General features: G+C 65.2%; 24 protein-coding genes and 1 pseudogene. 8 read left to right on the top strand and 17 right to left on the bottom strand.

Annotation, left to right across the window (positions count from 1 at the left end; all coding sequences use genetic code 11):
• Positions 1-178: 178 nt before the first annotated feature.
• Together BA022_RS00275 and orn are read right to left on the bottom strand one after the other, a co-directional pair.
• A complete protein-coding gene (locus BA022_RS00275) occupies positions 179-2,056 on the bottom strand; it encodes a DEAD/DEAH box helicase (RefSeq protein WP_088886187.1) in 1,878 nt (625 codons plus the stop codon).
• A 282-nt stretch (positions 2,057-2,338) separates the two neighbouring features.
• The gene (gene orn, locus BA022_RS00270) at positions 2,339-2,917 is read right to left on the bottom strand and encodes an oligoribonuclease (protein ID WP_088886186.1); all 579 of its coding nucleotides are present in this window, start codon (positions 2,915-2,917) and stop codon (positions 2,339-2,341) included.
• Positions 2,918-2,955: 38 nt separating this feature from the next.
• Here orn and BA022_RS00265 point away from each other — a divergent pair, with 38 nt between their 5' ends.
• From BA022_RS00265 to rsgA, 3 genes are read left to right on the top strand one after another with little or no spacing between them, the layout of a single operon-like run.
• Positions 2,956-4,269, top strand: coding sequence for a M48 family metallopeptidase (locus BA022_RS00265; RefSeq protein ID WP_011806465.1), 1,314 nt, complete (start codon positions 2,956-2,958; stop codon positions 4,267-4,269).
• Positions 4,266-4,604, top strand: a complete 339-nt coding sequence (locus BA022_RS00260; RefSeq protein WP_088886185.1) for a 4a-hydroxytetrahydrobiopterin dehydratase — start codon at positions 4,266-4,268, stop codon at positions 4,602-4,604. Before BA022_RS00265 ends, BA022_RS00260 begins: the two co-directional genes overlap by 4 nt.
• A gap of 4 nt (positions 4,605-4,608) precedes the next feature.
• Complete coding sequence (rsgA, locus tag BA022_RS00255; protein WP_041838880.1) at positions 4,609-5,577, top strand: ribosome small subunit-dependent GTPase A; 969 nt, start codon at positions 4,609-4,611, stop codon at positions 5,575-5,577.
• 65 nt (positions 5,578-5,642) lie between these two features.
• On the opposite strand, the gene BA022_RS00250 is transcribed toward rsgA, so the two are convergent.
• The 6 genes from BA022_RS00250 to rpsP all read right to left on the bottom strand — a co-directional run bounded on the left by BA022_RS00250 (position 5,643) and on the right by rpsP (position 9,708).
• Positions 5,643-6,629 carry a CobD/CbiB family protein gene (locus tag BA022_RS00250; protein ID WP_088886184.1) on the bottom strand — a complete coding sequence of 329 codons (987 nt, stop codon included), beginning with the start codon at positions 6,627-6,629 and terminating at the stop codon, positions 5,643-5,645.
• A 78-nt stretch (positions 6,630-6,707) separates the two neighbouring features.
• Positions 6,708-7,433, bottom strand: a complete 726-nt coding sequence (locus BA022_RS00245; protein ID WP_418236103.1) for a CoA pyrophosphatase — start codon at positions 7,431-7,433, stop codon at positions 6,708-6,710.
• Between the two features lie 78 nt (positions 7,434-7,511).
• Entirely contained in the window at positions 7,512-7,895 is a 384-nt protein-coding gene (rplS, locus tag BA022_RS00240; protein ID WP_011806470.1) for a 50S ribosomal protein L19, read from the bottom strand.
• 113 nt (positions 7,896-8,008) lie between these two features.
• A complete protein-coding gene (gene trmD / locus BA022_RS00235; protein ID WP_088886183.1) occupies positions 8,009-8,776 on the bottom strand; it encodes a tRNA (guanosine(37)-N1)-methyltransferase TrmD in 768 nt (255 codons plus the stop codon).
• 18 nt (positions 8,777-8,794) lie between these two features.
• Complete coding sequence (gene rimM / locus BA022_RS00230; RefSeq protein ID WP_088886182.1) at positions 8,795-9,367, bottom strand: ribosome maturation factor RimM; 573 nt, start codon at positions 9,365-9,367, stop codon at positions 8,795-8,797.
• 89 nt (positions 9,368-9,456) lie between these two features.
• Positions 9,457-9,708, bottom strand: coding sequence for a 30S ribosomal protein S16 (gene rpsP / locus BA022_RS00225; protein ID WP_011806473.1), 252 nt, complete (start codon positions 9,706-9,708; stop codon positions 9,457-9,459).
• A gap of 127 nt (positions 9,709-9,835) precedes the next feature.
• Here rpsP and BA022_RS00220 point away from each other — a divergent pair, with 127 nt between their 5' ends.
• Entirely contained in the window at positions 9,836-10,357 is a 522-nt protein-coding gene (locus BA022_RS00220) for a GNAT family N-acetyltransferase (RefSeq protein ID WP_088886181.1), read from the top strand.
• A 22-nt stretch (positions 10,358-10,379) separates the two neighbouring features.
• Positions 10,380-10,826, top strand: a complete 447-nt coding sequence (locus tag BA022_RS00215; RefSeq protein WP_088886180.1) for an NINE protein — start codon at positions 10,380-10,382, stop codon at positions 10,824-10,826.
• Positions 10,827-10,962: 136 nt separating this feature from the next.
• Here BA022_RS00215 and BA022_RS00210 read toward each other — a convergent pair whose 3' ends face one another.
• The 9 genes from BA022_RS00210 to BA022_RS00170 all read right to left on the bottom strand — a co-directional run bounded on the left by BA022_RS00210 (position 10,963) and on the right by BA022_RS00170 (position 19,579).
• On the bottom strand, positions 10,963-11,973 hold the full coding sequence (locus BA022_RS00210) for an inorganic phosphate transporter (RefSeq protein ID WP_011806476.1): 1,011 nt from the start codon (positions 11,971-11,973) through the stop codon (positions 10,963-10,965).
• 59 nt (positions 11,974-12,032) lie between these two features.
• Positions 12,033-12,680 (bottom strand): DUF47 domain-containing protein, encoded by a 648-nt coding sequence (locus BA022_RS00205; protein WP_011806477.1) that lies wholly within the window; start codon positions 12,678-12,680, stop codon positions 12,033-12,035.
• Between the two features lie 172 nt (positions 12,681-12,852).
• Positions 12,853-13,215 (bottom strand): DMT family protein, encoded by a 363-nt coding sequence (locus tag BA022_RS00200; RefSeq protein ID WP_011806478.1) that lies wholly within the window; start codon positions 13,213-13,215, stop codon positions 12,853-12,855.
• A 119-nt stretch (positions 13,216-13,334) separates the two neighbouring features.
• Positions 13,335-14,063: an ABC transporter ATP-binding protein gene (locus BA022_RS00195; protein ID WP_011806479.1), complete on the bottom strand. Its 729-nt coding sequence runs from the start codon at positions 14,061-14,063 to the stop codon at positions 13,335-13,337.
• 12 nt (positions 14,064-14,075) lie between these two features.
• Positions 14,076-14,858: an ABC transporter ATP-binding protein gene (locus BA022_RS00190; RefSeq protein WP_011806480.1), complete on the bottom strand. Its 783-nt coding sequence runs from the start codon at positions 14,856-14,858 to the stop codon at positions 14,076-14,078.
• 21 nt (positions 14,859-14,879) lie between these two features.
• Complete coding sequence (locus tag BA022_RS00185) at positions 14,880-15,956, bottom strand: ABC transporter permease subunit (protein WP_015914041.1); 1,077 nt, start codon at positions 15,954-15,956, stop codon at positions 14,880-14,882.
• 13 nt (positions 15,957-15,969) lie between these two features.
• Positions 15,970-16,899, bottom strand: a complete 930-nt coding sequence (locus tag BA022_RS00180) for a branched-chain amino acid ABC transporter permease (protein WP_088886179.1) — start codon at positions 16,897-16,899, stop codon at positions 15,970-15,972.
• A 356-nt stretch (positions 16,900-17,255) separates the two neighbouring features.
• Entirely contained in the window at positions 17,256-18,584 is a 1,329-nt protein-coding gene (locus BA022_RS00175; protein WP_088886178.1) for a replication-associated recombination protein A, read from the bottom strand.
• Positions 18,581-19,579 carry an integron integrase gene (locus tag BA022_RS00170; protein WP_088886177.1) on the bottom strand — a complete coding sequence of 333 codons (999 nt, stop codon included), beginning with the start codon at positions 19,577-19,579 and terminating at the stop codon, positions 18,581-18,583. The genes BA022_RS00175 and BA022_RS00170 overlap by 4 nt, the downstream gene beginning before the upstream one ends.
• Positions 19,580-20,005: 426 nt before the next feature.
• Here BA022_RS00170 and BA022_RS19595 point away from each other — a divergent pair, with 426 nt between their 5' ends.
• The 3 genes and pseudogenes from BA022_RS19595 to BA022_RS00160 all read left to right on the top strand — a co-directional run bounded on the left by BA022_RS19595 (position 20,006) and on the right by BA022_RS00160 (position 20,705).
• On the top strand, positions 20,006-20,056 hold the full coding sequence (locus BA022_RS19595) for a hypothetical protein (RefSeq protein WP_418236224.1): 51 nt from the start codon (positions 20,006-20,008) through the stop codon (positions 20,054-20,056).
• A 228-nt stretch (positions 20,057-20,284) separates the two neighbouring features.
• Positions 20,285-20,374: pseudogene (locus BA022_RS19530) on the top strand (DUF1010 domain-containing protein); the annotation flags it as partial.
• A 4-nt stretch (positions 20,375-20,378) separates the two neighbouring features.
• Positions 20,379-20,705, top strand: a complete 327-nt coding sequence (locus BA022_RS00160; protein ID WP_088886176.1) for a hypothetical protein — start codon at positions 20,379-20,381, stop codon at positions 20,703-20,705.
• Positions 20,706-20,795: the final 90 nt, after the last annotated feature.

The raw sequence follows: 20,795 nt of genomic DNA, 5'->3' as shown, positions 1-20,795 counted from the left end.
ACCAACTCGCCCCTCAAGCCGCAACAGCCTGCCCTCCGAGAGGTCCACGGCCCCGGCCCGGACGAACGGGTTGTTGATCTCCTGCGCGGCCCCGGTGCGCTTCGCGGGGAGTTGGCACGCAATAAAAAGCCAGCCCTGGACGAGAGGGCTGGCTTGTCATGGGGTCCGCGCTGCCGGCTTAGCGGTCGTTGCGCGCCGGGCGCTTGCCGGCACCGTGGGGTACGAACGGCTTGCCCGCGCCCTGCGGCTTGGCAAACGCGGGCTTGCGGCCAAAATCTGCGCGGGGTGCTGCAGCGTCACCGCGGCCACCACCATGGCGGCCGGCGTCGCCAAACCGGGAGGCTTCGCCAAACCCGCTCTTGCGGCCATAGCCTTCACCGTCTCGGCGGCCACCGAAGCTGTTGCCACGATCGCCACCGCGCGGTGCGCCATAGCCCTCGCCGGAACGGGGGGCTGCGCCGCGCGGGCCGCGGTCGGCAAAGCCGCCACGGTCATTGAAGCCGCCACGGTCGCCGAAGCTGCCACGTGGGTCACGGTCGCCATAGCCACCACGATCACCAAAGCCGCGCTCGCTGCCGCCGCGGCCAAAGCGCTGCTCGCGCGGGCCACGGTGGCCATCACGCCCGCCACGACCGCCGAAGTCTGCGCGGCCGCCTTGCGGGAAGCGCTGGGTAGGCTCCAGGCCTGCGACCACCTCGGCCTTGAACTGCTGGCGGCTGTAGCCCTCGATGTCGAAGATCTTGCGGCGGTCGCGGAACTCGGCAAAGGTCACGGCCAAACCGTCGCGGCCGGCGCGGCCCGTACGGCCGATGCGGTGCGTGTAGTCCTCTGCCTTCATGGGCAGGCCGAAGTTGAAGACGTGGGTGATGGTCGGCACGTCGATGCCGCGTGCGGCCACGTCGGTCGCCACCAGGATCTGCACCTGGCCATTGCGCAGCGCCATCAGGCGGCGGTTGCGCAGGCCCTGGCTCAGTGCGCCGTGCAAAGCCACGGCACTGAAACCTTCCTGCTGCAGGTCATTGGCCAGACCATCGCATTCCACCTGGGTGCTGGCGAACACGATGGCCTGGTCGATGGAAGCATCGCGCAGCCAGTGGTCCAGCAGCTTGCGCTTGTGCTGCGCGTTGTCGGCCCAGTACAGCATCTGCTTGATGTTGGCGTGCTTTTCCTGCGGCGTGTCGATCTGGATCTTCTTCACCGACGCGCCGTTGTCGTGCATCACCCGCATGGCGAGCTGCTGGATGCGCGGCGCGAAGGTGGCGCTGAACATCATGGTCTGCTTGCGCTGGGCGGTGAGCTGGTTGATCTCGGCCAGGTCGTCGGAGAAGCCCAGGTCCAGCATGCGGTCGGCCTCGTCGACCACCAGGAACTGCACCTGGTCCAGCTTGATCTGCTGCGAACGCTGCAGGTCCAGCAGGCGGCCCGGCGTCGCCACCACCAGGTTGGCATTCTGCAGCTTGGCGATCTGCAACTGGTAGGGCATGCCACCCACCACGTTGGCGATGCGCAGGCCCTTGCAGTGCTTGACCAGATCGATGGCATCGTGCGCCACCTGTTGCGCCAGTTCGCGCGTGGGGCACAGCACCAGCGCACCGGGCGTCGCCGCCTTGAAGTTGCGCGCCTGCGTGGGGTTCTTGCGCTTGGGTCGCTTCGGGGGGGCCTCGCCACGCGCGGCCGCCTCGGCGGCGGCGCGCTCGAAAGCGGCGCGCTCGGCGACTTCGGCCTCGGCCTGTTGGCGGATCAGCGTGTGCAGCACGGGCAGCAGGAAGGCCGCAGTCTTGCCGCTGCCAGTCTGGCTGGAGACCATCAGATCGATGAAGCTCGCGTCATCGCCCGAGCCCATGGCCAAGGGAATCGCGCGAGTCTGCACCTGCGTGGGCTCGGTGTAGCCGAGGTCGGCCACAGCCTGCACCAGTTCGGGCGCAAGGCCCAGTTCGATGAAGCCGGCGGGCAGAGCGGGCGCGGCGGTGGTAGGAGAAACAGGCGCCTCAATCGAAGCGGCCATAGGGGATTGGGCAGGCGCGATCTCGCCCTGCACGTGCATGGTGTCTGTCATGTCGTATGTATGAAGCGCGCGGGTGCAACCCGCGGCGGCTTCGTCAGTGGTTCATCAAAACATCAACCATCCAACGAAACCTGCACCAGCAGTGAGAGCTGGGCGGGTGGGTCATTGACGCAGGCACTGGAACGCTGGAAACCGTTCAAGGCCCGCAACCCATTGTGAGAAGGGAGATGCGCAAGGGCTGCGCGATGCGGCCAAACCTTCAGTCGGGTTTGGGGGTCGTTTTCACGCAAGCCTGTGATTGTCGCACGATTCGGGTTTTCCCGCAAACGGGGATCAAACGGCCAGCAGATGCGTGCGGTAGTGCAGTAGTTCGTCGATGGATTCGTGCACATCGGCCAGGGCCGTATGGCGCTGCGCCTTCTTGAACGAGCTGTAGGCCTCGGGCTTCCAGCGCTTGGCCAGCTCCTTCAGCGTGCTCACGTCCACATTGCGGTAGTGGAAGAACGCCTCCAGCTTGGGCATGTACTTCACCAGGAAGCGCCGGTCCTGCCCAATGCTGTTGCCGCACATCGGCACCACGCCCTTGGGTACATAGCGCGACAGGAAGGCGAGCAGCTCGCGCTCGGCATCGGCCTCGGTGATCGTGGAGGCCCGCACCTTGTCGATGAGGCCGCTGCGGCCATGCGTGCCCTTGTTCCAGGCGTCCATGCCGTCCAGCACCGCGTCCGCCTGGTGGATGGCGAAGACCGGCCCTTCGACGCGCAGCGTGAGGTCGGCACTGGTGACGACCACGGCGATCTCCAGCAGGCGTTCGGTTTCGGGGTTGAGGCCGCTCATTTCACAGTCCAGCCAGACGAGGTTCTGGTCGGATTTGGCAAGCGCGGGAGCAGTAGGGTTGGCAGTGTCAGACATGCCGGGAATTGTCGCCGATGGCCTAAACTCGCGCGCAGATGCAGCCTCCTTCCGCCTCCCTCCTCTCGCCATCCCACCTGACCACACTGGTGTTCGCCGGTCTGCTGCTCGCAGGCCTCGCCCTGCGCCTATGGCTGGCCACACGCCAGATCCGCCACGTGGCGCAGCACCGCGGCGCCGTGCCCACGGCCTTCGCCCACCGCATTCCGCTCGCCGCACACCAGAAGGCGGCCGACTACACCATTGCCAAGGCGCGCTTCGGCCTGCTGGAAATGGCGCTGGCTACCGCCGTGGTGCTGGGCTGGACGCTGCTGGGTGGGCTGGATGCGCTGAACCAGGCGCTGCTGTCCTGGCTGGGCGGTGGCATGCTGCAGCAGTTGGCACTGCTGGCCTGCTTCGTGCTCATCGGTGGTGCCATCGACCTGCCCGTCGCGCTGTACCAGACCTTCGTGATCGAGCAGCGCTTCGGCTTCAACCAGATGACCCCGCGCCTGTGGCTGGCCGACCTGCTCAAGTCCACGCTGCTGGGCGCGGTGATCGGCCTACCGATCGCGGCGCTGATCCTGTGGCTCATGGGCGCCGCCGGACCGCTGTGGTGGCTGTGGGCCTGGGGCACGTGGATGGGCTTCAATCTGCTGCTGATGGTGGTCTTCCCGCTGTTCATCGCGCCGCTGTTCAACAAGTTCCAGCCGCTGGAGGACGAATCGCTCAAGGCGCGCGTCACCGCGCTGATGCAGCGCTGCGGCTTCGCAGCCAAGGGTCTGTTCGTGATGGACGGCAGCCGCCGCAGCGCGCACGCCAACGCCTATTTCACCGGCGTGGGCAAGGCCAAGCGCGTGGTGTTCTACGACACGCTGCTCAAACAGCTGTCGCCCGGCGAAGTGGAAGCCGTGCTCGCGCACGAACTCGGCCACTTCAAGCACAAGCACATCACGCGGCGCCTGGTCGGCATGTTCGCCATCAGCCTGGCGGGCTTTGCGCTGTTGGGCTGGCTGTCCACGCGCACGTGGTTCTACACGGGCCTGGGCGTGCAACCCAACCTGATGCTGCCGGGCGTGCCCGGCGCCGCGCCCAACGACGCGCTGGCGCTGCTGCTGTTCCTGCTTGCAGCGCCCGTGTTCACGCTGTTCGTCACGCCCGTACTGGCGCAGCTCTCGCGGCGCCATGAGTTTCAGGCCGATGCCTACGCCGCGGCCCAGAGCAGCGGCGGCGACCTGGCGTCCGCCCTGCTCAAGCTCTACGAAGACAACGCCTCCACGCTCACGCCCGATCCGGTGTTTGCGAAGTTCTACTACTCCCACCCTCCCGCCACGGAGCGCCTGGCGCGTCTGCCCGTGGCCTTGCAGCCATGAATTCGATGTTCCCCAAGAAAGACTGGTCCACACAAACCAGGCGCGCGCTGACAGCTACTGAAATAGTAGCAAAACTGGTCGATCTGCCGGGCTGGCAACTGTCCGGCGACGGCGCCGATGTCGCCATCGAGAAGACCTACCGCTTCGCCAATTACCACGAGACCATGGCCTTCGTGAATGCCGTGGCCTTCATTGCCCATGCGCAGGACCACCACCCCGATCTGTCGGTGCACTACGGCCGCTGCGTGGTGCGCCTGAATACGCATGATGTGGCCGGCATTTCGGCGACCGACATCGATTGCGCGACGCGCATCGATGCACTGCTCGCACCCTGAGCCCATGGCCCAAGCCCCTGCGCGCCTTGAAGGCCTGGTGGTCGCCAGCCACGGCCGCCATTGCGTGGTGGAGAGCGCGGGCGGCGAGCGCCGCATCTGCCATCCGCGCGGCAAGAAGAGCCAGGCCGTGGTGGGCGACCGCGTGCTGTGGCAGCCCGCCGCGCCCGGCCAAGGCCGCGGCCATGGCGACGAGGGCACCATCGAAAAGGTGCTGGAACGGCGCAACCTGCTGTACCGCCAAGACGAGGTGCGCACCAAGTCGTTCGCCGCCAACCTGGACCAGGTGCTGATCCTGATCGCGGCCGAGCCTGTGTTCTCCGAAAGCCAACTCGCGCGCGCCCTCATCGCCGCGGAAGCGGCGCGCATCACGCCGTTGATCGCGCTCAACAAGAGCGACCTGGTCGAGCCGTTCGCGCGCGCCTGGGAGCGCCTGTGGCCCTACCGCCATATGGGGGGCGAGCAGGACACGCAGCACCACTACCGCGTGCTGCCGCTGTCACTCAGCGAATCGGGGGCGGTGGACCGCGACATGCTGATGCACCTGCTGGCCGGCAAGACCACGCTGGTGCTGGGCCCCTCGGGCGCCGGCAAGAGCACGCTGGTCAACCTGCTGGTGCCCGGCGCCTCGGCACAGACGGGCGAGATCTCGCAGGCCCTCAATTCGGGCCGCCACACCACCACCACCACCACGCTGTACTGGATCGACCCGCAGCGCACTACGGCGCTCATCGATTCGCCCGGCTTTCAGGAATTTGGATTGCGCCACCTCGCTCCCACCGATCTGGCGCGCTACATGCCCGACATCGCAGCCCATGCCGAGGGTTGTCGCTTCTACAACTGCACCCACCTGCACGAGCCCGGGTGCGCGGTGCAGGCCCAGGTGCGCGACGAACAAGACGCGCAGGCCATCAGCCCCCAGCGCTACCGCATCTATGGCGAGTTGTTCGCGGAGTTGAGCGAGAGCCCCTACTGAGTTTGAAGCGAAAAGTGGCTATCGCGCTTATCCAGCAAGCGCTAACAGCTATCAAATAAGGAGCATCATCCCAGCAGCCGCGCGAAGGTGAGCAAGGCCAGCAGCAGCATCCATACCACGACCGAGCGCCACACCAGCCCCACCACGCTGCGCAGGTGGCCTACCTCGGGCTCGCGGCCAGGAGTACTGTCGCTGTCGCCAATGTCGGCGTCCACCTCGAAGCCCGGCTGCACCTGCGCACCTGCGCGGCTGCGCAGCGCCTCGCCGCCCAGGCGCACATTGATGGCCCCGGCGGTTGCCGCCAGCACCACGCCATCGTTGTCGTTGGGGAAGCGCTGTGCGTGGAAGCGCCAGCCCTCGATGGCCTCCTCAAAGCTGCCCACCACGGCAAAAGACAACGCCGTCAGCCGTGCGGGAAGCCAATCGATCACCGTCCATGCCTGGGCCGCAGCCTGCTGCAGCGACTCGCTGGGCGGCTGCGTCGCCTCACGCGCACGCGCGCCCCAGTAGCGCGACACGAACTCCGCCAGGCGGTAGAGCACCGCCCCGGTCGGGCCCAACCCCAGCGCCGCAAGAATGGAGAACCACGCCAGCACGCCAAACACATGGCGGTGCGCCGCAATCACCGAGTACTCGATCACGTGGCGCACGATCTCGCTGCGTGGCAGCTCGCTCACCTCCACCTGCTTCCACTGCGCCAGACGCGCCCGCGCATCGGCCGCGTCGCCCTCCTCCAGCGCGTCGCGTATCCCCGTGAAATGGTGGCTGAACTGGCGAAAGCCCAGCGTGACGTAGAGCACGGCCACGTTCCAGACCAGGGCGAACGGCCACCCCAGCCAGTGCAGCAGCGCCAGGTGCACCGCCAACACCACCAGCGGCGGCACCAGCACGGCCAGTCCCCAGGCCACCCAGCCGTGGTGCGACTGCCCCGCGTCGAAGTTGCGGTTCACCGACACCGCCCAGGCACGCAGTCCTGCATGGATGGGGTTGCTGCGCGCGAGCGGTCTCGCCTGCTCGATCAGCAATGCGAACAGGATGGCAAAGAAACTCATGCGGCAATCATACTGGCGCTTGTTACAAGGCCCAACACCACGGGCGACAGCGCTGCAGCCTCGCTGCGGCGCCCCCCTTCAGGCCATCATGAAGCGGTAGAAGTTGCGCAGCATGCCAGCCGTGGCACCCCAGATGTAGCGCGTCGTCGCGCCGTCCTGGTAGGGCATGGCGAACCATTCGCGCTGCGCGCCTTGCCACTGCAGCCGGTGACGCTCGTGGTGCGCGGGGTTGAGCAGGAAGTCCAGCGGCACCTCGAACACGTCGGCCACCTCGTACGGGTTGGGCTGGAGCGCGAAGCCCGGCCGCACCAGCGCGACCACCGGCGTGACGAGGAACGAGGTGCCGGTCACATACATCGACAGGTTGCCCAGCACCTCGACCCAGTGGGGCTCCAGGCCCACCTCCTCCTGCGCCTCGCGCAGCGCGGTGGCGGCGGCATCGCGGTCCTCGGGATCGGTGCGCCCCCCCGGAAAGGCCACCTGGCCGGAATGCGTGGACAGGTGCGCCGTGCGCTCGGTGAGCAATACCGTGGGCCGATCGCGCAGCACGATGGGCACGAGGACGGCGGCGTGCGCGGGCTCGCGTTCCGCGAACTTCTTCTCGCGCTGCACCTCAGGCGTCCAGGGCGGCGGCGCGGCAAAGCGCAGGCGCAGTGCCTCCGGCGTCTGCTCATGCGGGGGCACGGCGGGTAAATGGTCGTCCACCCCTACGAGCGGCACGGTGCGCGGATCGAAGTGAGGCAGCGAGGACAGCGAAGGCAGGGCCGCCGCAGAGGACGCGCCGACAGGACGATGAGAACTCACGGGGGTTCAAAAAAGAAAAAACCGCTACAGGCTTTCGCACTGTAGCGGTTTCGAGTCGCGCGGTGAGCGCAGCCGTATTTATGCGGCCACTGCAGCTGCCTTGACGCGCGAAGGCAGCTTTTCCTTGATACGCGCCGACTTGCCGCTGCGCTCGCGCAGGTAGTACAGCTTGGCGCGGCGCACGTCGCCGCGGCGCTTCACTTCGATGCTGGCGATCAGCGGGCTGTAGGTCTGGAACGTGCGCTCCACGCCTTCGCCGCTGGAGATCTTGCGCACGGTGAAGCCGCTGTTCAGGCCACGGTTGCGCTTGGCGATCACGACGCCTTCGTAGGCCTGCACGCGCTTGCGGGTGCCTTCCACAACGTTCACGTTCACGATGACGGTGTCGCCAGGCGCGAACGAGGGAATGGTCTTGTTCAAGCGGGCGATTTCTTCCTGCTCGAGGATCTGGATCAGGTTCATGGTTGGTTTCCGACGATCATGTCCGCGCCAGGATTGGCAGGGCGCCCCTATTGGCGCCTTTGTGGCTATGGTTCAGGCCCACAGCGGCCGGCCAGAGGATCGAGAACAGGCGATTATAGCAAGCTTGCGTTTTGCGCCAAGAGGGCCTCGTCCGCGCGCGTGAGCTGCCCGCGCTCGCGCGCGGCCTGCAGCAGGTCCGGGCGGTGGCGCGCGGTGATGAGCAGGCGCTGATCGCGCCGCCAGCGCTCGATTTGCGCATGGTGGCCGGACAGCAGCGGCGCGGGAACGGCGCGGCCGGCCCATTCCTCGGGGCGCGTGTAGTGCGGACAGTCCAGCAGCCCGTCCAGCGCGGGATTGAAGCTGTCGAGCTGGTGGCTGCCCTCGTCGTGCAACACACCCGGCTGCAGGCGCGCCACGGCGTCCAGCAGCGCCATGGCCGCGATCTCGCCGCCCGAAAGCACGAAGTCGCCCAGGCTGATCTGCGCATCCACGTAGGCGTCGATGAAACGCTGGTCCACGCCCTCGTAGCGTCCGCACAGCAAGATGGCACCCGCGCTGGCGGACCAGTCCTGCACCGCGGCATGGTCCAGCCGGCGGCCAATGGGGGAGAACAGCACCAGGGGCGCCCGCGCCTGCTCGCCCTCGGCGCGATCGGCGCGGATGGCGGCCAGGCAGCGCGCCAGCGGCTCGGCCAGCATGACCATGCCGGGGCCGCCGCCAAAGGGCCGGTCATCCACGCGGCGGTAGTTGCCCTCCGCATGGTCGCGCGGGTTCCACAGCCGCACCTCTACCTGGCCCGACGCGTAGGCGCGCCGCGTCACGCCGCTGGCAAGAAACGGCTCGAACAGCTCGGGAAACAGGGTGATGACATCGAAACGCATGGCACGCGGGCAACCGCCTCAATAGTCGGGTTGCCAGTCCACGGTGATGCAGCGCCCAGCCAGATCCACCTTGTCCACATAGGCCGACACAAAGGGAATCATGCGCTCGTGCGGCTTGCCTTCGTGCTCGTAGGCTAGCACCAGCGTGGTCTGCGGCCCCGTGGGCAGCAGGTCGCGCACGGTGCCCAGCGCCACGCCCTCGCGGTTGACCACAGGCAGGCCAATCAGGTCCACCCAGTAGTACTCGTCATCGCCCGCCGCGGGGAAGTTGGCGCGGGGCACGAAGATGCGCGCGCCGCGCAGCGCCTCTGCTGCGTCACGGTCGTCCACACCCTGCGCCCAGGCGACCACGGAGTCCGAATGCGTGCGCGCCTGCCGGATGGGCAGCAGCACGGTGCCGGTGAAAAAACTCTTGGTGCCCTTTTCCGCCGGTTGCAACAGCCAGGACTTGGCGGCGAGCAGGGCCTCGGGGTTGCTGCTGTAGGGCAGCACCTTGAACCACCCTTTCACGCCCCAGGCATCGGTGATGCGGCCCACCTCCACGGCGTCGGAGGGCAGTTCGGCGGTTTCCAGGACAGGCAGCTGAGGCATGGCGGCGGGATGCGAGGGTGAGGCCAAGAAAAAAGGCGGGGTCCGTCAGTTGCACCAACGGAGCCCGCCCTTTTCGGGAGTGCGAACGATCAGGCGGCCTTCTGGGCGGCTTGCTTGATCAGACGGTCCACGGTGGGAGAGGGTTGTGCGCCCACGCCCTTCCAGTACGTCAGGCGGTCCTGGGCGATGCGCAGGCCTTCTTCGCCTTCCTTGGCGGAAGGGTTGTAGAAGCCCAGACGCTCGATGAAGCGGCCGTCGCGGCGCACGCGCTTGTCGGCAACGACGATGTTGAAGAACGGACGGCCCTTGGAGCCGCCGCGGGAGAGTCGAATCACGACCATAATGAATCCTTCGGGTGGTTACACAGCAGTGGCTGCGCTCTGTTTTGCGGCGTTTGAGACACGCGACTTGGCCACCCGGCCAGCGACACGCTGCAAAGTCCGCGATTATATCCACAACACAGAAAAGATGCCCCTCATCCGCGCCAGCCGGGACGAAGACGTCGCCGCCATCACCGCCATCTACACCCACCATGTGCTGCACGGCACGGGCACCTTCGAGATCGACCCGCCCACGGCGCAGGACATGGCGGCGCGGCGCGCGGATGTGCTGGCCAAGGGCCTGCCCTACCTGGTGGCCGAAGAAGCAGGCCAGGTCCTGGGCTTTGCCTACTGCAACTGGTTCAAGCCCCGCCCGGCCTACCGTTTCTCGGCCGAGGATTCGATCTATGTCGCCGACGCGGCGCGCGGCCGGGGCCTGGGACGGCAGCTGCTGGAGGCCCTCGCCATGCAGGCCGAGGCCGCCGGCGTGCGCAAACTCCTGGCGGTGATCGGCGACTCGGCCAATGCGGGTTCCATCGGCGTGCACCGGGCCGCAGGTTTCACCGACGTGGGCGTGATGCGCTCCGTGGGCTGGAAGTTCGGCGCCTGGCGCGACATCGTGCTCATGGAAAAGCCCCTGGGCGCGGGCGATACCACCGCCCCCGAATGAAGGCGCGCCAATAATCGCGGCCATGAAGAACAAGACTGTTGCCGCGTGGCTGGCGTTCCTGGGCGGCCCGTTGGGGATGCACCGCTTTTACCTGTACGGACTGGGCGACTGGATCGGCTGGCTGCTGCCGATCCCCACGGCCCTCGGCGTGTACGGCATCCAGCGCGTGCAGCAATGGGGGCAGGACGATCAGCTGAGCTGGATGCTGATTCCACTGCTGGGATTCACGATCGCAGGCTGCGCACTGCGCGCGATCCTCTACGGTCTGATGACGCCAGAGCAGTGGAACGCGCGCTTCAACCCCGCTGCGGCGCCCGATGCCGCGCCGGGGCGGACGCACTGGTTCACGGTGTTTGCCATTGCGACGTCGCTGCTGGTAGGCACGGCCGTGCTGATGGCCAGCATTGCCTTCAGCTTCCAGCGCTACTTTGAATACCAGATCGAGGAAGCGCGCAAGATTTCACAATGAAATCAGGATCCAGCGCTTGATGGACAAGCGCGAGCAGCTACTCAAACGATAGCAAAACCACTCCAGCCTGGCAGATCGCGGCGCCGCGCACTGCGGCGCAAAGCTGGCGCCCACCGGCTCCGCCGCCCTGCCAGGGTCAATAGAGCTGCAGGCTCACCCAATAAGCGATCGCCGCCACGAAGGCGCTGGCGGGGATGGTCAGGATCCACGCCCAGACGATGTTACCGGCCACACCCCAGCGCACGGCGCTGGCGCGCTGGGTGGAGCCCACGCCCACGATCGCGCCCGTGATGGTGTGGGTGGTGGATACGGGGATGCCCAGCGCAGTGGCGATGAACAGCGTCATCGCGCCGCCGGTCTCGGCGCAGAAGCCCCCCACGGGCTTGAGCTTGGTGATTTTCTGGCCCATGGTCTTGACGATGCGCCAGCCGCCGAACATGGTGCCCATGCCGATGGCCGCGTAGCACGAGATGATGACCCACATGGGGGGCGAGGCATCGCCCGCCGAGGCGTAGCCCGTGGCGATCAGCAGCAGCCAGATGATGCCGATGGTCTTTTGCGCGTCGTTGCCGCCGTGGCCCAGGCTGTAGGCCCCGGCGGAGACGAGCTGCAGCCGGCGGAACCACTTGTCCACGCGGTTCGGACTGGTGCGACGGAAGACCCAGGCCACGATCAGCATCATCAACGAGCCCAGCAGGAAACCCAGCATGGGCGACACGAAGATAAAGGCCACGGTCTTGAAGATGCCGCTGGCCACCAGTGCGCCCGCGCCGGTCTTGGCGATCACCGCGCCCACGATGCCGCCGATCAGTGCATGCGATGAGCTGCTGGGGATGCCGTAGTACCAGGTGATGACGTTCCAGGTGATGGCCCCCACCAGCGCGCCGAAGATCACGTGGGTGTCCACCACGCTCGGGTCCACGATGCCCTTGCCGATGGTAGCCGCCACGCTCAGGTGGAACACGAAAATGGCGACGAAGTTGAAGAAGGCCGCGAAGACCACGGCCTGCGTGGGCTTGAGCACGCCCGTGGAGACCACGGTGGCAATGGAGTTGGCGGCGTCGTGGAACCCGTTCATGAAGTCGAACACGATGGCGAGCGCCACGAGCACGACCACGATCCACAGGGCGGTTTGTACTGTTTCCATGCTGGGAATGAGGGTGCGAGCCCTGCCAGGGATGCGAAGCGCAGGCCTGCGGCCGCGCCTCAGGAGTTCTCGAGGATGATGCCCTCGATGAGGTTGGCCACGTCTTCGCAGCGGTCGGTGATAGTCTCCAGCAGCTCGTAGATGGCCTTGAGCTTGATGACCTCGCGCACGTCCGGCTCCTCGCGGAACAGCTTGCTCATGGCGCTGCGCAGCACGCGGTCGGCGTCGCCCTCCAGGCGGTCGATTTCCTCGCAGGTCTTGAGCGCGGCCTCGGCCACGGCCGGATCGGCAATGCGCGACAGCAGCTTCACCGCGTCCTGCACGCGCTCGCAGCACTTGAGGCTGAGGTCCGTCAGGCGGGTGATCTCATCCGTCATGTGGTGGATGTCGTACAGCGCCATGGTCTCGGCCGAGTCCTGGATCAGGTCGGCCACGTCGTCCATGGTGTTGATCAGCGAGTGGATCTGCTCACGGTCGATGGGCGTGATGAAGGTCTTGTGCAGCGTGCGGTTGACCTCATGCGTCACGCGGTCGGCGGCGCGCTCGGCGTTGTCCACGTCCTGGTTGTACTGGTCGCGCAGGTGGGTGTCGCTGTAGTTCGCCACCAGTTGCGAGAACGCCCGCGCGGCCTCGACGATGCGGTCTGCATGCTGGTTGAACATCTCGAAAAAATTGCCCTCGCGGGGCAACAGCTTTCCAAACAACATGCCGACTCCTGATCGAACCTTCTGGCGGTATATGTGACGCAGAGATGACCAAGACGTGACAAATCTGCGAAAACCGCGAGTTTAACCGGCGCCAGACAGCCGCCCGGCGCACCAGGTCAAAGCGGATGCGCAGAGACCGGCGCCCCCCGGCAGGGCCTGCGCGGCTCGGCTCCTACGCGCTGCGGAAGATGAAATACACCGCCCCGACGAGGCACAGACCCGCCCAGAGGTAGTCCCATTTGAGCGGCTCGTTCAGGTAGAACACGGCGAAGGGCACGAACACCGTCAGCGTGATCACCTCCTGCATGATCTTGAGCTGCCCCACGCTGAACTGCGTATGCCCAATGCGGTTGGCCGGCACCTGCAACAGGTATTCGAACAGGGCGATGCCCCAGCTCACCAGCGCCGCCACGTACCACGGGGCGGTGGCCAGGTTCTTCAGGTGGCCGTACCAGGCCATGGTCATGAAGATGTTGCTGGCAACCAGCAGCAGGATGGTCTGGAGGGGGATGGGCAGGGATTGCAGGGCGTGCATGGCGCGGCGGATTTTACAAGCCAAATCACACTCTAGCGCATATCCATCAAGCGCTGGTAGCTATAAAAAACAAAGCACCGCCGCAGCGGTGCCTGTTCCAGCGGCCAGCGGCCGCCCTTTCACTCACCCAGGTAGGCGGCGCGCACGCGCGGATCGCTGAGCAGATCCCGTCCCCCGCCGGCCATGGTGATCAGGCCGGACTCCATCACGTAGCCGCGGTCGGCAATCGCCAGCGCGCGGCTGGCGTTCTGCTCCACCAGCACGATGGTCACGCCCAGGGCATACACGTCGCGCACCACTTCGAAGATCTTGTCCACCATGATGGGCGACAGGCCCATGGAGGGCTCATCCAGCAGCAGCACCTTGGGCTGGCTCATCAGCGCGCGGCCCATGGCCAGCATCTGCTGCTCGCCACCGGACATGGTGCCCGCCAGCTGGTCCTTGCGCTCGCGCAGGCGCGGGAAGATGGTGAACATCTTTTCGATGTCGGCGGCAATGCCCGCCTTGTCGTCGCGCGTGTAGGCGCCCATGAGCAGGTTCTCGGTGATGGTCATACGCGCGAACACGCCGCGCCCCTCGGGCACCATCACCAGCCCCTGCTTGACCAGGTCCCACGCGCCCTTGCCCTTGATGCTCTGGCCCAGGTACTCGATGTCGCCATCGTTCATGCCCAGTGTGCCGGTGATGGCCTTCATGGTGGTGGTCTTGCCCGCCCCGTTGGAGCCGATCAATGTGACCAGCTCGCCCTCGCGCACCTCGAAGTCCACCCCCTTGACGGCCTGGATGCCGCCGTAGGCCACCTTCAGGCCCTTGACCTGCAATAGAACTTTGTTGGATTTTTCGGCCATGTCTTGCGTCCTTCAGTGCCCGCCGGTGCCCAGATAGGCCTCGATCACTTTTTCGTTCTTCTGCACGTCGGCAGGGGTTCCCTCGGCAATCTGCTTGCCGTAGTCCAGCACCGTGACACGGTCGCACAGGCCCATCACCAGCTTCACGTCATGCTCGATGAGCAAGATGGTGCGGTTGTCGTTGCGGATGCGGTCGATCAGCTCGCGCAGTTGCACCTTCTCGGTGGCGTTCATGCCGGCGGCGGGTTCGTCCAGCGCGATCAGTTGCGGATCGGTGGCCAGGGCGCGCGCGATCTCCAGGCGGCGCTGGTCGCCGTACGACAGCGTGCGCGCCTTGAAATCGGCGTACTTGCCGATGCCCACGTAGTCCAGCAGCTCCTGCGCGCGCTTGGCGATGGCCGCCTCCTCCTCCTTGAAGCTCTTGGTGCGGAAGATGGCCCCGAAGAGCCCGGAATGCGTGCGGATGTGCCGCCCCACCATCACGTTCTCCAGCGCCGTCATGTCGGCGAACAACCGGATGTTCTGGAAGGTGCGCGCAATGCCCGCCTTGGCCACCAGGTGCACGGCGCGGGGCTCGTAGGGCTGGCCCGCCAGTTCAAAACTGCCCGCATCGGGCGTGTACAGGCCGGTGATGACGTTGAAGAACGTCGTCTTGCCCGCGCCGTTGGGGCCGATCAGGCCATAGACCTGGCCGCGCTGGATGGTGATGCCCACGTCGGACAGCGCCTGCAGGCCGCCAAAACGCTTGGAGATGCCCGCGACCTTCAGCACCACTTCTTTCGATGTATCTGCCATGTTGTTGCTCTACCGGTGGTGTCAGGACTTCTGCGCAAGGCTCTTGCCATGCTCGGGCGCGGGCCACAGGCCCCGCGGGCGCAGCAGCATCACGATGATCATCGCCAGCGCGATCAGGAGCTGGCGCAGGATGGACGAGTCCAAGCGCCCGTCGGTCATGGCCTGCAGCGGGCCGGCCACGTAGCGCAGCACCTCGGGCAGCGCGGACAGCAGCACGGCACCCAGGATCACGCCGGGAATGTGGCCGATGCCGCCCAGCACCACCATGGCAACGATCATCACCGACTCCATCAGGCTGAACGACTCGGGCGAGACGAAGCCCTGGAACGCGCCGAACATGGCGCCGGCCACGCCGCCGAACGAAGCGCCCATGCCGAAGGCCAGCAGCTTCATGTTGCGCGTGTTGATACCCATCGCCTTGGCGGCGATCTCATCTTCGCGGATGGCCATCCACGCGCGCCCGATGCGCGAATCCTGCAGGCGATAGCACACCAAAATGGTGACCAGCACCAGGAACAGGAACAGGTAGTAGTACAGCGTGACGGAGTTGATGTCGTAGCCGAACAGCTCCAGCCGCTTGCCCAGGTCCAGCCCGAAGATCTTCACCGAATCGATCTGCCCCAGGCCCTTGGGGCCGTTGGTGATGTTGACCGGGTGGTCCAGGTTGTTCATGAAGATGCGGATGATTTCGCCAAAGCCCAGCGTCACGATGGCCAGGTAGTCGCCGCGCAGCTTGAGCACCGGTATGCCCAGCAGCACGCCGGTGCATGCCGCCAGCACCAGGGCCAGCGGGATCACCATCCACAGCGACATGTGCAACCCGGTGGGGAATTGCGCGGCGAACCACGCGAAGTTGTCCGCCAGGTGCGGCGAGGCCAGCAGGCCGAACATGTAGGCGCCCACGGCATAGAAGGCCACGTACCCCAGGTCGAGCAGGCCGGCGTAACCCACCACGATGTTCAGGCCCAGCGCCAGCATCACGTACAGCAGGGCCAGATCGGCGATGCGCACCCAGGCGTTGCCGAAGTACTGCAGCACCAGGGGCAGAACCAGCAGCGCAATGCCGCCCAGGATCCATTGGATCTTGTGGTTTTTCATGGTCGTTGGCTCCTCAGGCGCGGTCGGCCACACGCTCACCCAGCAGGCCCGAGGGGCGCAGCGTCAGGATGATGATGAGCACGATAAAGGCGAAGATGTCGGTGTAGTGGCTGCCCAGCACGCCCCCGGTGAGGGTGCCGATGTAGCCGGAGCCGATGGCCTCGATGAGCCCCAGCAGAAGTCCGCCCACCACGGCGCCAGCCAGGTTGCCGATGCCGCCGAACACCGCCGCGGTGAACGCCTTCAGCCCCGGCAAGAAGCCCATGGTGTGCTGCGCCGTGCCGTAGTTGGAGGCCCACATGATGCCGGCGATGGCGGCCAGCACCGCGCCGATGATGAAGGTGGCCGAGATCACCATGTCGGGCTTCACGCCCATGAGCGCGGCCACGCGCGGGTTCTCTGCCGTGGCGCGCATGGCGCGGCCCAGCCGTGTGTAGTTGACCAGGTAGACCATGGAAGCCAGCGCCACCACCGTCACGCCCAGGATCAGCACCTGCGTGGTGGTGATCACCGCGCCGCCCACTTGGAACGGCTGGGTGGGCAGCAGCGTGGGGTACGGTTTGTAGTTGGGCTTCCAGATGATCATCGCCAGCGTCTGCAGCAGGATCGACATGCCGATGGCGGTGATCAAGGGGGCCAGGCGCGGGCTGTTGCGCAGCGGCCGGTAGGCGACTTTTTCGATGGCGAAATTGAGTACCGCCGCCACCACGCAGGCGATCAGCGTGGCCAGCAGCAGAATGAGCCAGCCGGGCGCGCCCGGCATGGCCTCCTGCATGAGGCCGATGCAGCTCCAACTGGTCAGCGCGCCGACCATGAGCACTTCCCCGTGCGCGAAGTTGATGAGCTGGATGATGCCGTACACCATGGTGTAGCCCAAGGCTATCAAGGCGTACATGCTGCCCAGAACCAGACCATTGATGATCTGCTGCAGCAAGATGTCCATATGTTGAGTCCTTTGTATCGACTATTGACGTGCACACCAGCCAAGCACCGCGAATCGATGCAGCCTTGTGGGCCCGTTCGCCATCTAGCAAAAAACCCGCCAGGCAAGGGTCTGCGCGGGTTTGTGAAGAAATTGTAGTCAGAGGAAACACGCCGTCCCTACCACGTTTGGACGGGGTTTTCCCTTGATTGGAGGGCGCATCAGGCGGGTGCCGCGCGCATTAGAAATATTGATGATTGCGACGCGATCAGGGAATGCGCTTATTCCCAACGGCCATGGATTGGGCTGAACAATGCCGTGCAACGGGACCGTGGTCGGCCCGCCGCTAGCCCCTCACATAAGAAGCCCCTCGAAGCCTAGGCGTCTGGGGGCACGTCGTCGGGGCCACGCTGCGCTGCCACATTGCGCGCGCGCAGTTCATCGAGCTTCTGGCCGATCTTGATCTCCAGCCCGCGCGGCACCGGTGCGTAAAAGCCCGGCGGATCCATGCCATCGGGCAGGTAGTTCTCGCCCGCGGCAAAGCCGCCCTCTTCGTCGTGCGCGTAGCGATAGTCCTTGCCGTAGTCCAACTGCTTCATGAGTTGGGTGGGCGCATTGCGCAGGTGCAGCGGCACGGGGCGCGTGCCGTCCTGCTTCACGAAGGCGCGGGCCTTGTTGTAGGCCATGTAGCCCGCATTGCTCTTCGGCGCCACGGCGAGGTAGATGACGGCCTGCGCCAGCGCCAGCTCACCCTCAGGGCTGCCCAGGCGTTCGTAGGTCTGCGCAGCGTCGTGCGCGATCTGCATGGCACGCGGATCGGCCAGACCGATGTCCTCCCAGGCCATGCGCACGATGCGCCGCGCCATGTAGCGGGGGTCCGCCCCGCCGTCGAGCATGCGCACCAGCCAGTACAGCGCAGCATCAGGATCGGAGCCGCGCACCGACTTGTGCAGCGCGCTGATGGTGTCGTAGAACTGTTCGCCACCCTTGTCGTAGCGGCGCATGCGCTCGCCCAGCACCTGCAGCAGCCAGGCGTCTTCGATGCGCTCGATGCCCGCCTGGCTTGCGGTGACCTCCAGGGTTTCCAGCGTGTTGAGCAGGCGCCTCGCATCCCCGTCGGCATAGGCGATGAGACGCTCCAGCGCTGCATTTTCAATAGCTGGTAGCGCTTGCAGCGCCTGGGCCTTGGCCACAATTTGCTTCAAGTCGTCGCTGCCCAGAGGCTGCAGCACATAGACCGCAGCACGCGACAGCAGGGCCGAGTTGACCTCGAACGAAGGGTTCTCGGTGGTCGCCCCCACGAAAGTGAACAGGCCGCTTTCCACATGCGGCAAGAACGCGTCCTGCTGGCTCTTGTTGAAGCGGTGCACCTCGTCCACGAAAACGATGGTGCGCTGCTGCATCAGCCCGTCGCGTGCACTCTCGGCCAGCTGCACGGCATCGCGGATGTCCTTCACGCCGCCCAGCACGGCACTGATGCTGATGAACTGCGCATCGAACGCCTCGGCCATCAGGCGCGCAATCGTGGTCTTGCCCACGCCGGGCGGCCCCCACAGGATGCAACTGTGCGGGCGGCCCGATTCAAACGCCAGCCGCAGCGGCATGCCCGGCCCCAGCACATGCTGCTGGCCAATGACCTCTGCCAGCGAACGCGGACGCAGGCGTTCGGCCAAGGGCTGGTGGGCCAGCGGGGAAGCGCGACTCATAGCGTATCGAGCGGGCTCAACACCCCGCGCCCGCCCTTGTTCAAGACATGGGTGTAGATCATGGTGGTACTCACATCCTTGTGACCCAGCAACTCCTGCACGGTACGGATGTCGTAACCTGCCTGCAGCATGTGGGTGGCAAAAGAATGCCGCAGCACATGCGGTGTGCAGGGCTTGTCGATGCCCGCGCGGCGCGCTGCCAGCGCCACGGCCTTCTGCACCGACTGCTCCAGCAGGTGATGGCGCCGCTGCACGCCCGAGCGCGGATCCACCGAACGCACCGCGCTGGGGAATACGTACTGCCATCCCCAAGCCGTGGCTGCATTCGCGTACTTTATGGCCAACGCATCAGGCAACCACACGGCACCAAGACCCGCATCCAAGTCCTTGCGGTGCAGCGCACGGGCGCGCTCCATCTGCTCGCGCAACGGTGTGATCAGATTCTCGGGCAGGACGGTCACACGATCCTTGTTCCCCTTGCCTTCGCGCACGATCAGTTCACGCCGTTCGAACTCCACATCCTTCACGCGCAGGCGCAGTGCCTCCAGAATGCGCATCCCCGTGCCGTACAGCAGCGAGGCAACCAGCCACTGCGTGCCCTGCAGGTGCATCAGCAACTCGCGCACCTCGCGCTGCGTCAACACCACCGGCAGGCGGCGCGCCTTGCGGGCCGAAACAATCTCATCCAGCCAGGGCAAGTCTTGCTGCAGCACCTCTTTGTAGAGAAACAAAATGGCGGCCTTGGCTTGGTTCTGCGTAGAGGCGGACACATTGCGCTCAACAGCCAGGTGGGTCAGAAAAGCGGTGACCTCCGGCGCCCCCATCTCGCGCGGATGGCGCTTGTCATGGAACAAGATAAAGCGGCGCGCCCAATCCACGTAAGCCTGCTCGGTGCGAATGGAATAGTGCAGCACCCGGATGCGCTCGCGCATCGACTCCAGCAGCCGGGGCGGCTGTCGCACGGCGGGTTGGCGTGAAACGGAAGGCGCATCCATCCGTGAAATTTTAGGCGGTCTAAATTACCGCTGCCATGGGCGTTTATGGAGAGGCTTGACAGCCTGCTTGACTTAGGCCGCGGCCGGTCGATAGCATGCAGAGATCTAATTCTAGTTAGGTCATGAAAGTAATTAACCAATTCCCAGAGTCAGGAGAGGAAGCGGGGTTAGCCAAGAAGCTCAAGAAGGCATGGATTTTCATTACCCTAACGTGCCTCGCTTCTTCCCTTATTTCTGGACTAATCACTCTTGCAATACCAGGCTGTCATTGCGATGAAGGCGCAGGTTGCAATGGGTGTGGGCTAAATTTTATTTTTGAATTTCTTATCTTTGGGGGATTCATTGGTTTCATATTTTCTCTAATTCTTTGGCCATTCGTTGCCATAATAATAGGATTAATAGCAATCTTCAAAAGCCGTTCCTAACATCTCGCTCAAGCCGACCCGCCTTCGGCGGGCGGCTTATCTTTTTCGTTAGTCCCTTCATATTCCGCTTTATGCAGGCCGCCATTAACTCCAGAGCTTCGCCCTTCTCAAAGGGTTCTCCTTTGGGGTTTTGGCGCTGTGTTGGGCTTCGCCTGCGTTTGCTTTGTCGTTTTCAAGGCTTTTTGGACTCTGGCGCTAGTGCAGCAAGCGCTACCAGCTATCTTTTTGCAGCGCTGCGCCGCTTCGGTGGTGCAGCGCTTTTGCGTGGGCCGCGCCCGTCTCCAATTCAGGGCGCTTCCTTTTGGCCTTCGGGTCTAACTCTGCGCTCAAGCGGACCCGCCAAAGGCGGGCCGCTTACCTTGGCCGTTAGCCGCATGAAGCTGCTTCACCCGAATTTGGCAAAGGTCCTAGGCATCTCTGCCGCGCTGACGCTACTGGTCGGGCTTGTTTTTCGTTTCGCGGTTTACCGCCACATGTACATCGGGCCCGGTAGCGCGTATGGCATCTCAGATGTCATCGAGTTCTTCTTGGGCGTGGCGCTTATGGTTGTTCTTGGCACCTCACTCGTGGCGGCGCTTGCTAGGGGCATCCGAGGCCCGCGCGAGAATCGTGTTGCAGCGGCATGGCTGACAGCCACATGCGCGCTTATTGTTGTTTTGGTCGGGCCGCTTCACACCCTCGCTGCAAGGTGGGCGCCTTGAGACACGCGGCTAACCCATCCTTCCAGCGGACCGCCTTCGGCGGCCGCTGAACTCAACCGTTAGCCGCTCATGCAAGCTCGTGCATTCGCC

The sequence above is a fragment of the Diaphorobacter nitroreducens genome, assembly GCF_002214645.1.
Taxonomy (GTDB): Bacteria; Pseudomonadota; Gammaproteobacteria; order Burkholderiales; family Burkholderiaceae_C; genus Diaphorobacter; species Diaphorobacter nitroreducens.
This window is presented reverse-complemented; position numbering and strand designations above follow the sequence as displayed.

Coding starts and splice junctions, on each gene's coding strand:
- BA022_RS00275 (WP_088886187.1), bottom strand. CDS start 2,056: ATGACAGACACCATGCACGTGCAGGGCGAGATCGCGCCTGCCCAATCC.
- orn (WP_088886186.1), bottom strand. CDS start 2,917: ATGTCTGACACTGCCAACCCTACTGCTCCCGCGCTTGCCAAATCCGAC.
- BA022_RS00265 (WP_011806465.1), top strand. CDS start 2,956: ATGCAGCCTCCTTCCGCCTCCCTCCTCTCGCCATCCCACCTGACCACA.
- BA022_RS00260 (WP_088886185.1), top strand. CDS start 4,266: ATGAATTCGATGTTCCCCAAGAAAGACTGGTCCACACAAACCAGGCGC.
- rsgA (WP_041838880.1), top strand. CDS start 4,609: ATGGCCCAAGCCCCTGCGCGCCTTGAAGGCCTGGTGGTCGCCAGCCAC.
- BA022_RS00250 (WP_088886184.1), bottom strand. CDS start 6,629: ATGAGTTTCTTTGCCATCCTGTTCGCATTGCTGATCGAGCAGGCGAGA.
- rplS (WP_011806470.1), bottom strand. CDS start 7,895: ATGAACCTGATCCAGATCCTCGAGCAGGAAGAAATCGCCCGCTTGAAC.
- trmD (WP_088886183.1), bottom strand. CDS start 8,776: ATGCGTTTCGATGTCATCACCCTGTTTCCCGAGCTGTTCGAGCCGTTT.
- rimM (WP_088886182.1), bottom strand. CDS start 9,367: ATGCCTCAGCTGCCTGTCCTGGAAACCGCCGAACTGCCCTCCGACGCC.
- rpsP (WP_011806473.1), bottom strand. CDS start 9,708: ATGGTCGTGATTCGACTCTCCCGCGGCGGCTCCAAGGGCCGTCCGTTC.
- BA022_RS00220 (WP_088886181.1), top strand. CDS start 9,836: ATGCCCCTCATCCGCGCCAGCCGGGACGAAGACGTCGCCGCCATCACC.
- BA022_RS00215 (WP_088886180.1), top strand. CDS start 10,380: ATGAAGAACAAGACTGTTGCCGCGTGGCTGGCGTTCCTGGGCGGCCCG.
- BA022_RS00210 (WP_011806476.1), bottom strand. CDS start 11,973: ATGGAAACAGTACAAACCGCCCTGTGGATCGTGGTCGTGCTCGTGGCG.
- BA022_RS00205 (WP_011806477.1), bottom strand. CDS start 12,680: ATGTTGTTTGGAAAGCTGTTGCCCCGCGAGGGCAATTTTTTCGAGATG.
- BA022_RS00200 (WP_011806478.1), bottom strand. CDS start 13,215: ATGCACGCCCTGCAATCCCTGCCCATCCCCCTCCAGACCATCCTGCTG.
- BA022_RS00195 (WP_011806479.1), bottom strand. CDS start 14,063: ATGGCCGAAAAATCCAACAAAGTTCTATTGCAGGTCAAGGGCCTGAAG.
- BA022_RS00190 (WP_011806480.1), bottom strand. CDS start 14,858: ATGGCAGATACATCGAAAGAAGTGGTGCTGAAGGTCGCGGGCATCTCC.
- BA022_RS00185 (WP_015914041.1), bottom strand. CDS start 15,956: ATGAAAAACCACAAGATCCAATGGATCCTGGGCGGCATTGCGCTGCTG.
- BA022_RS00180 (WP_088886179.1), bottom strand. CDS start 16,899: ATGGACATCTTGCTGCAGCAGATCATCAATGGTCTGGTTCTGGGCAGC.
- BA022_RS00175 (WP_088886178.1), bottom strand. CDS start 18,584: ATGAGTCGCGCTTCCCCGCTGGCCCACCAGCCCTTGGCCGAACGCCTG.
- BA022_RS00170 (WP_088886177.1), bottom strand. CDS start 19,579: ATGGATGCGCCTTCCGTTTCACGCCAACCCGCCGTGCGACAGCCGCCC.
- BA022_RS00160 (WP_088886176.1), top strand. CDS start 20,379: ATGAAGCTGCTTCACCCGAATTTGGCAAAGGTCCTAGGCATCTCTGCC.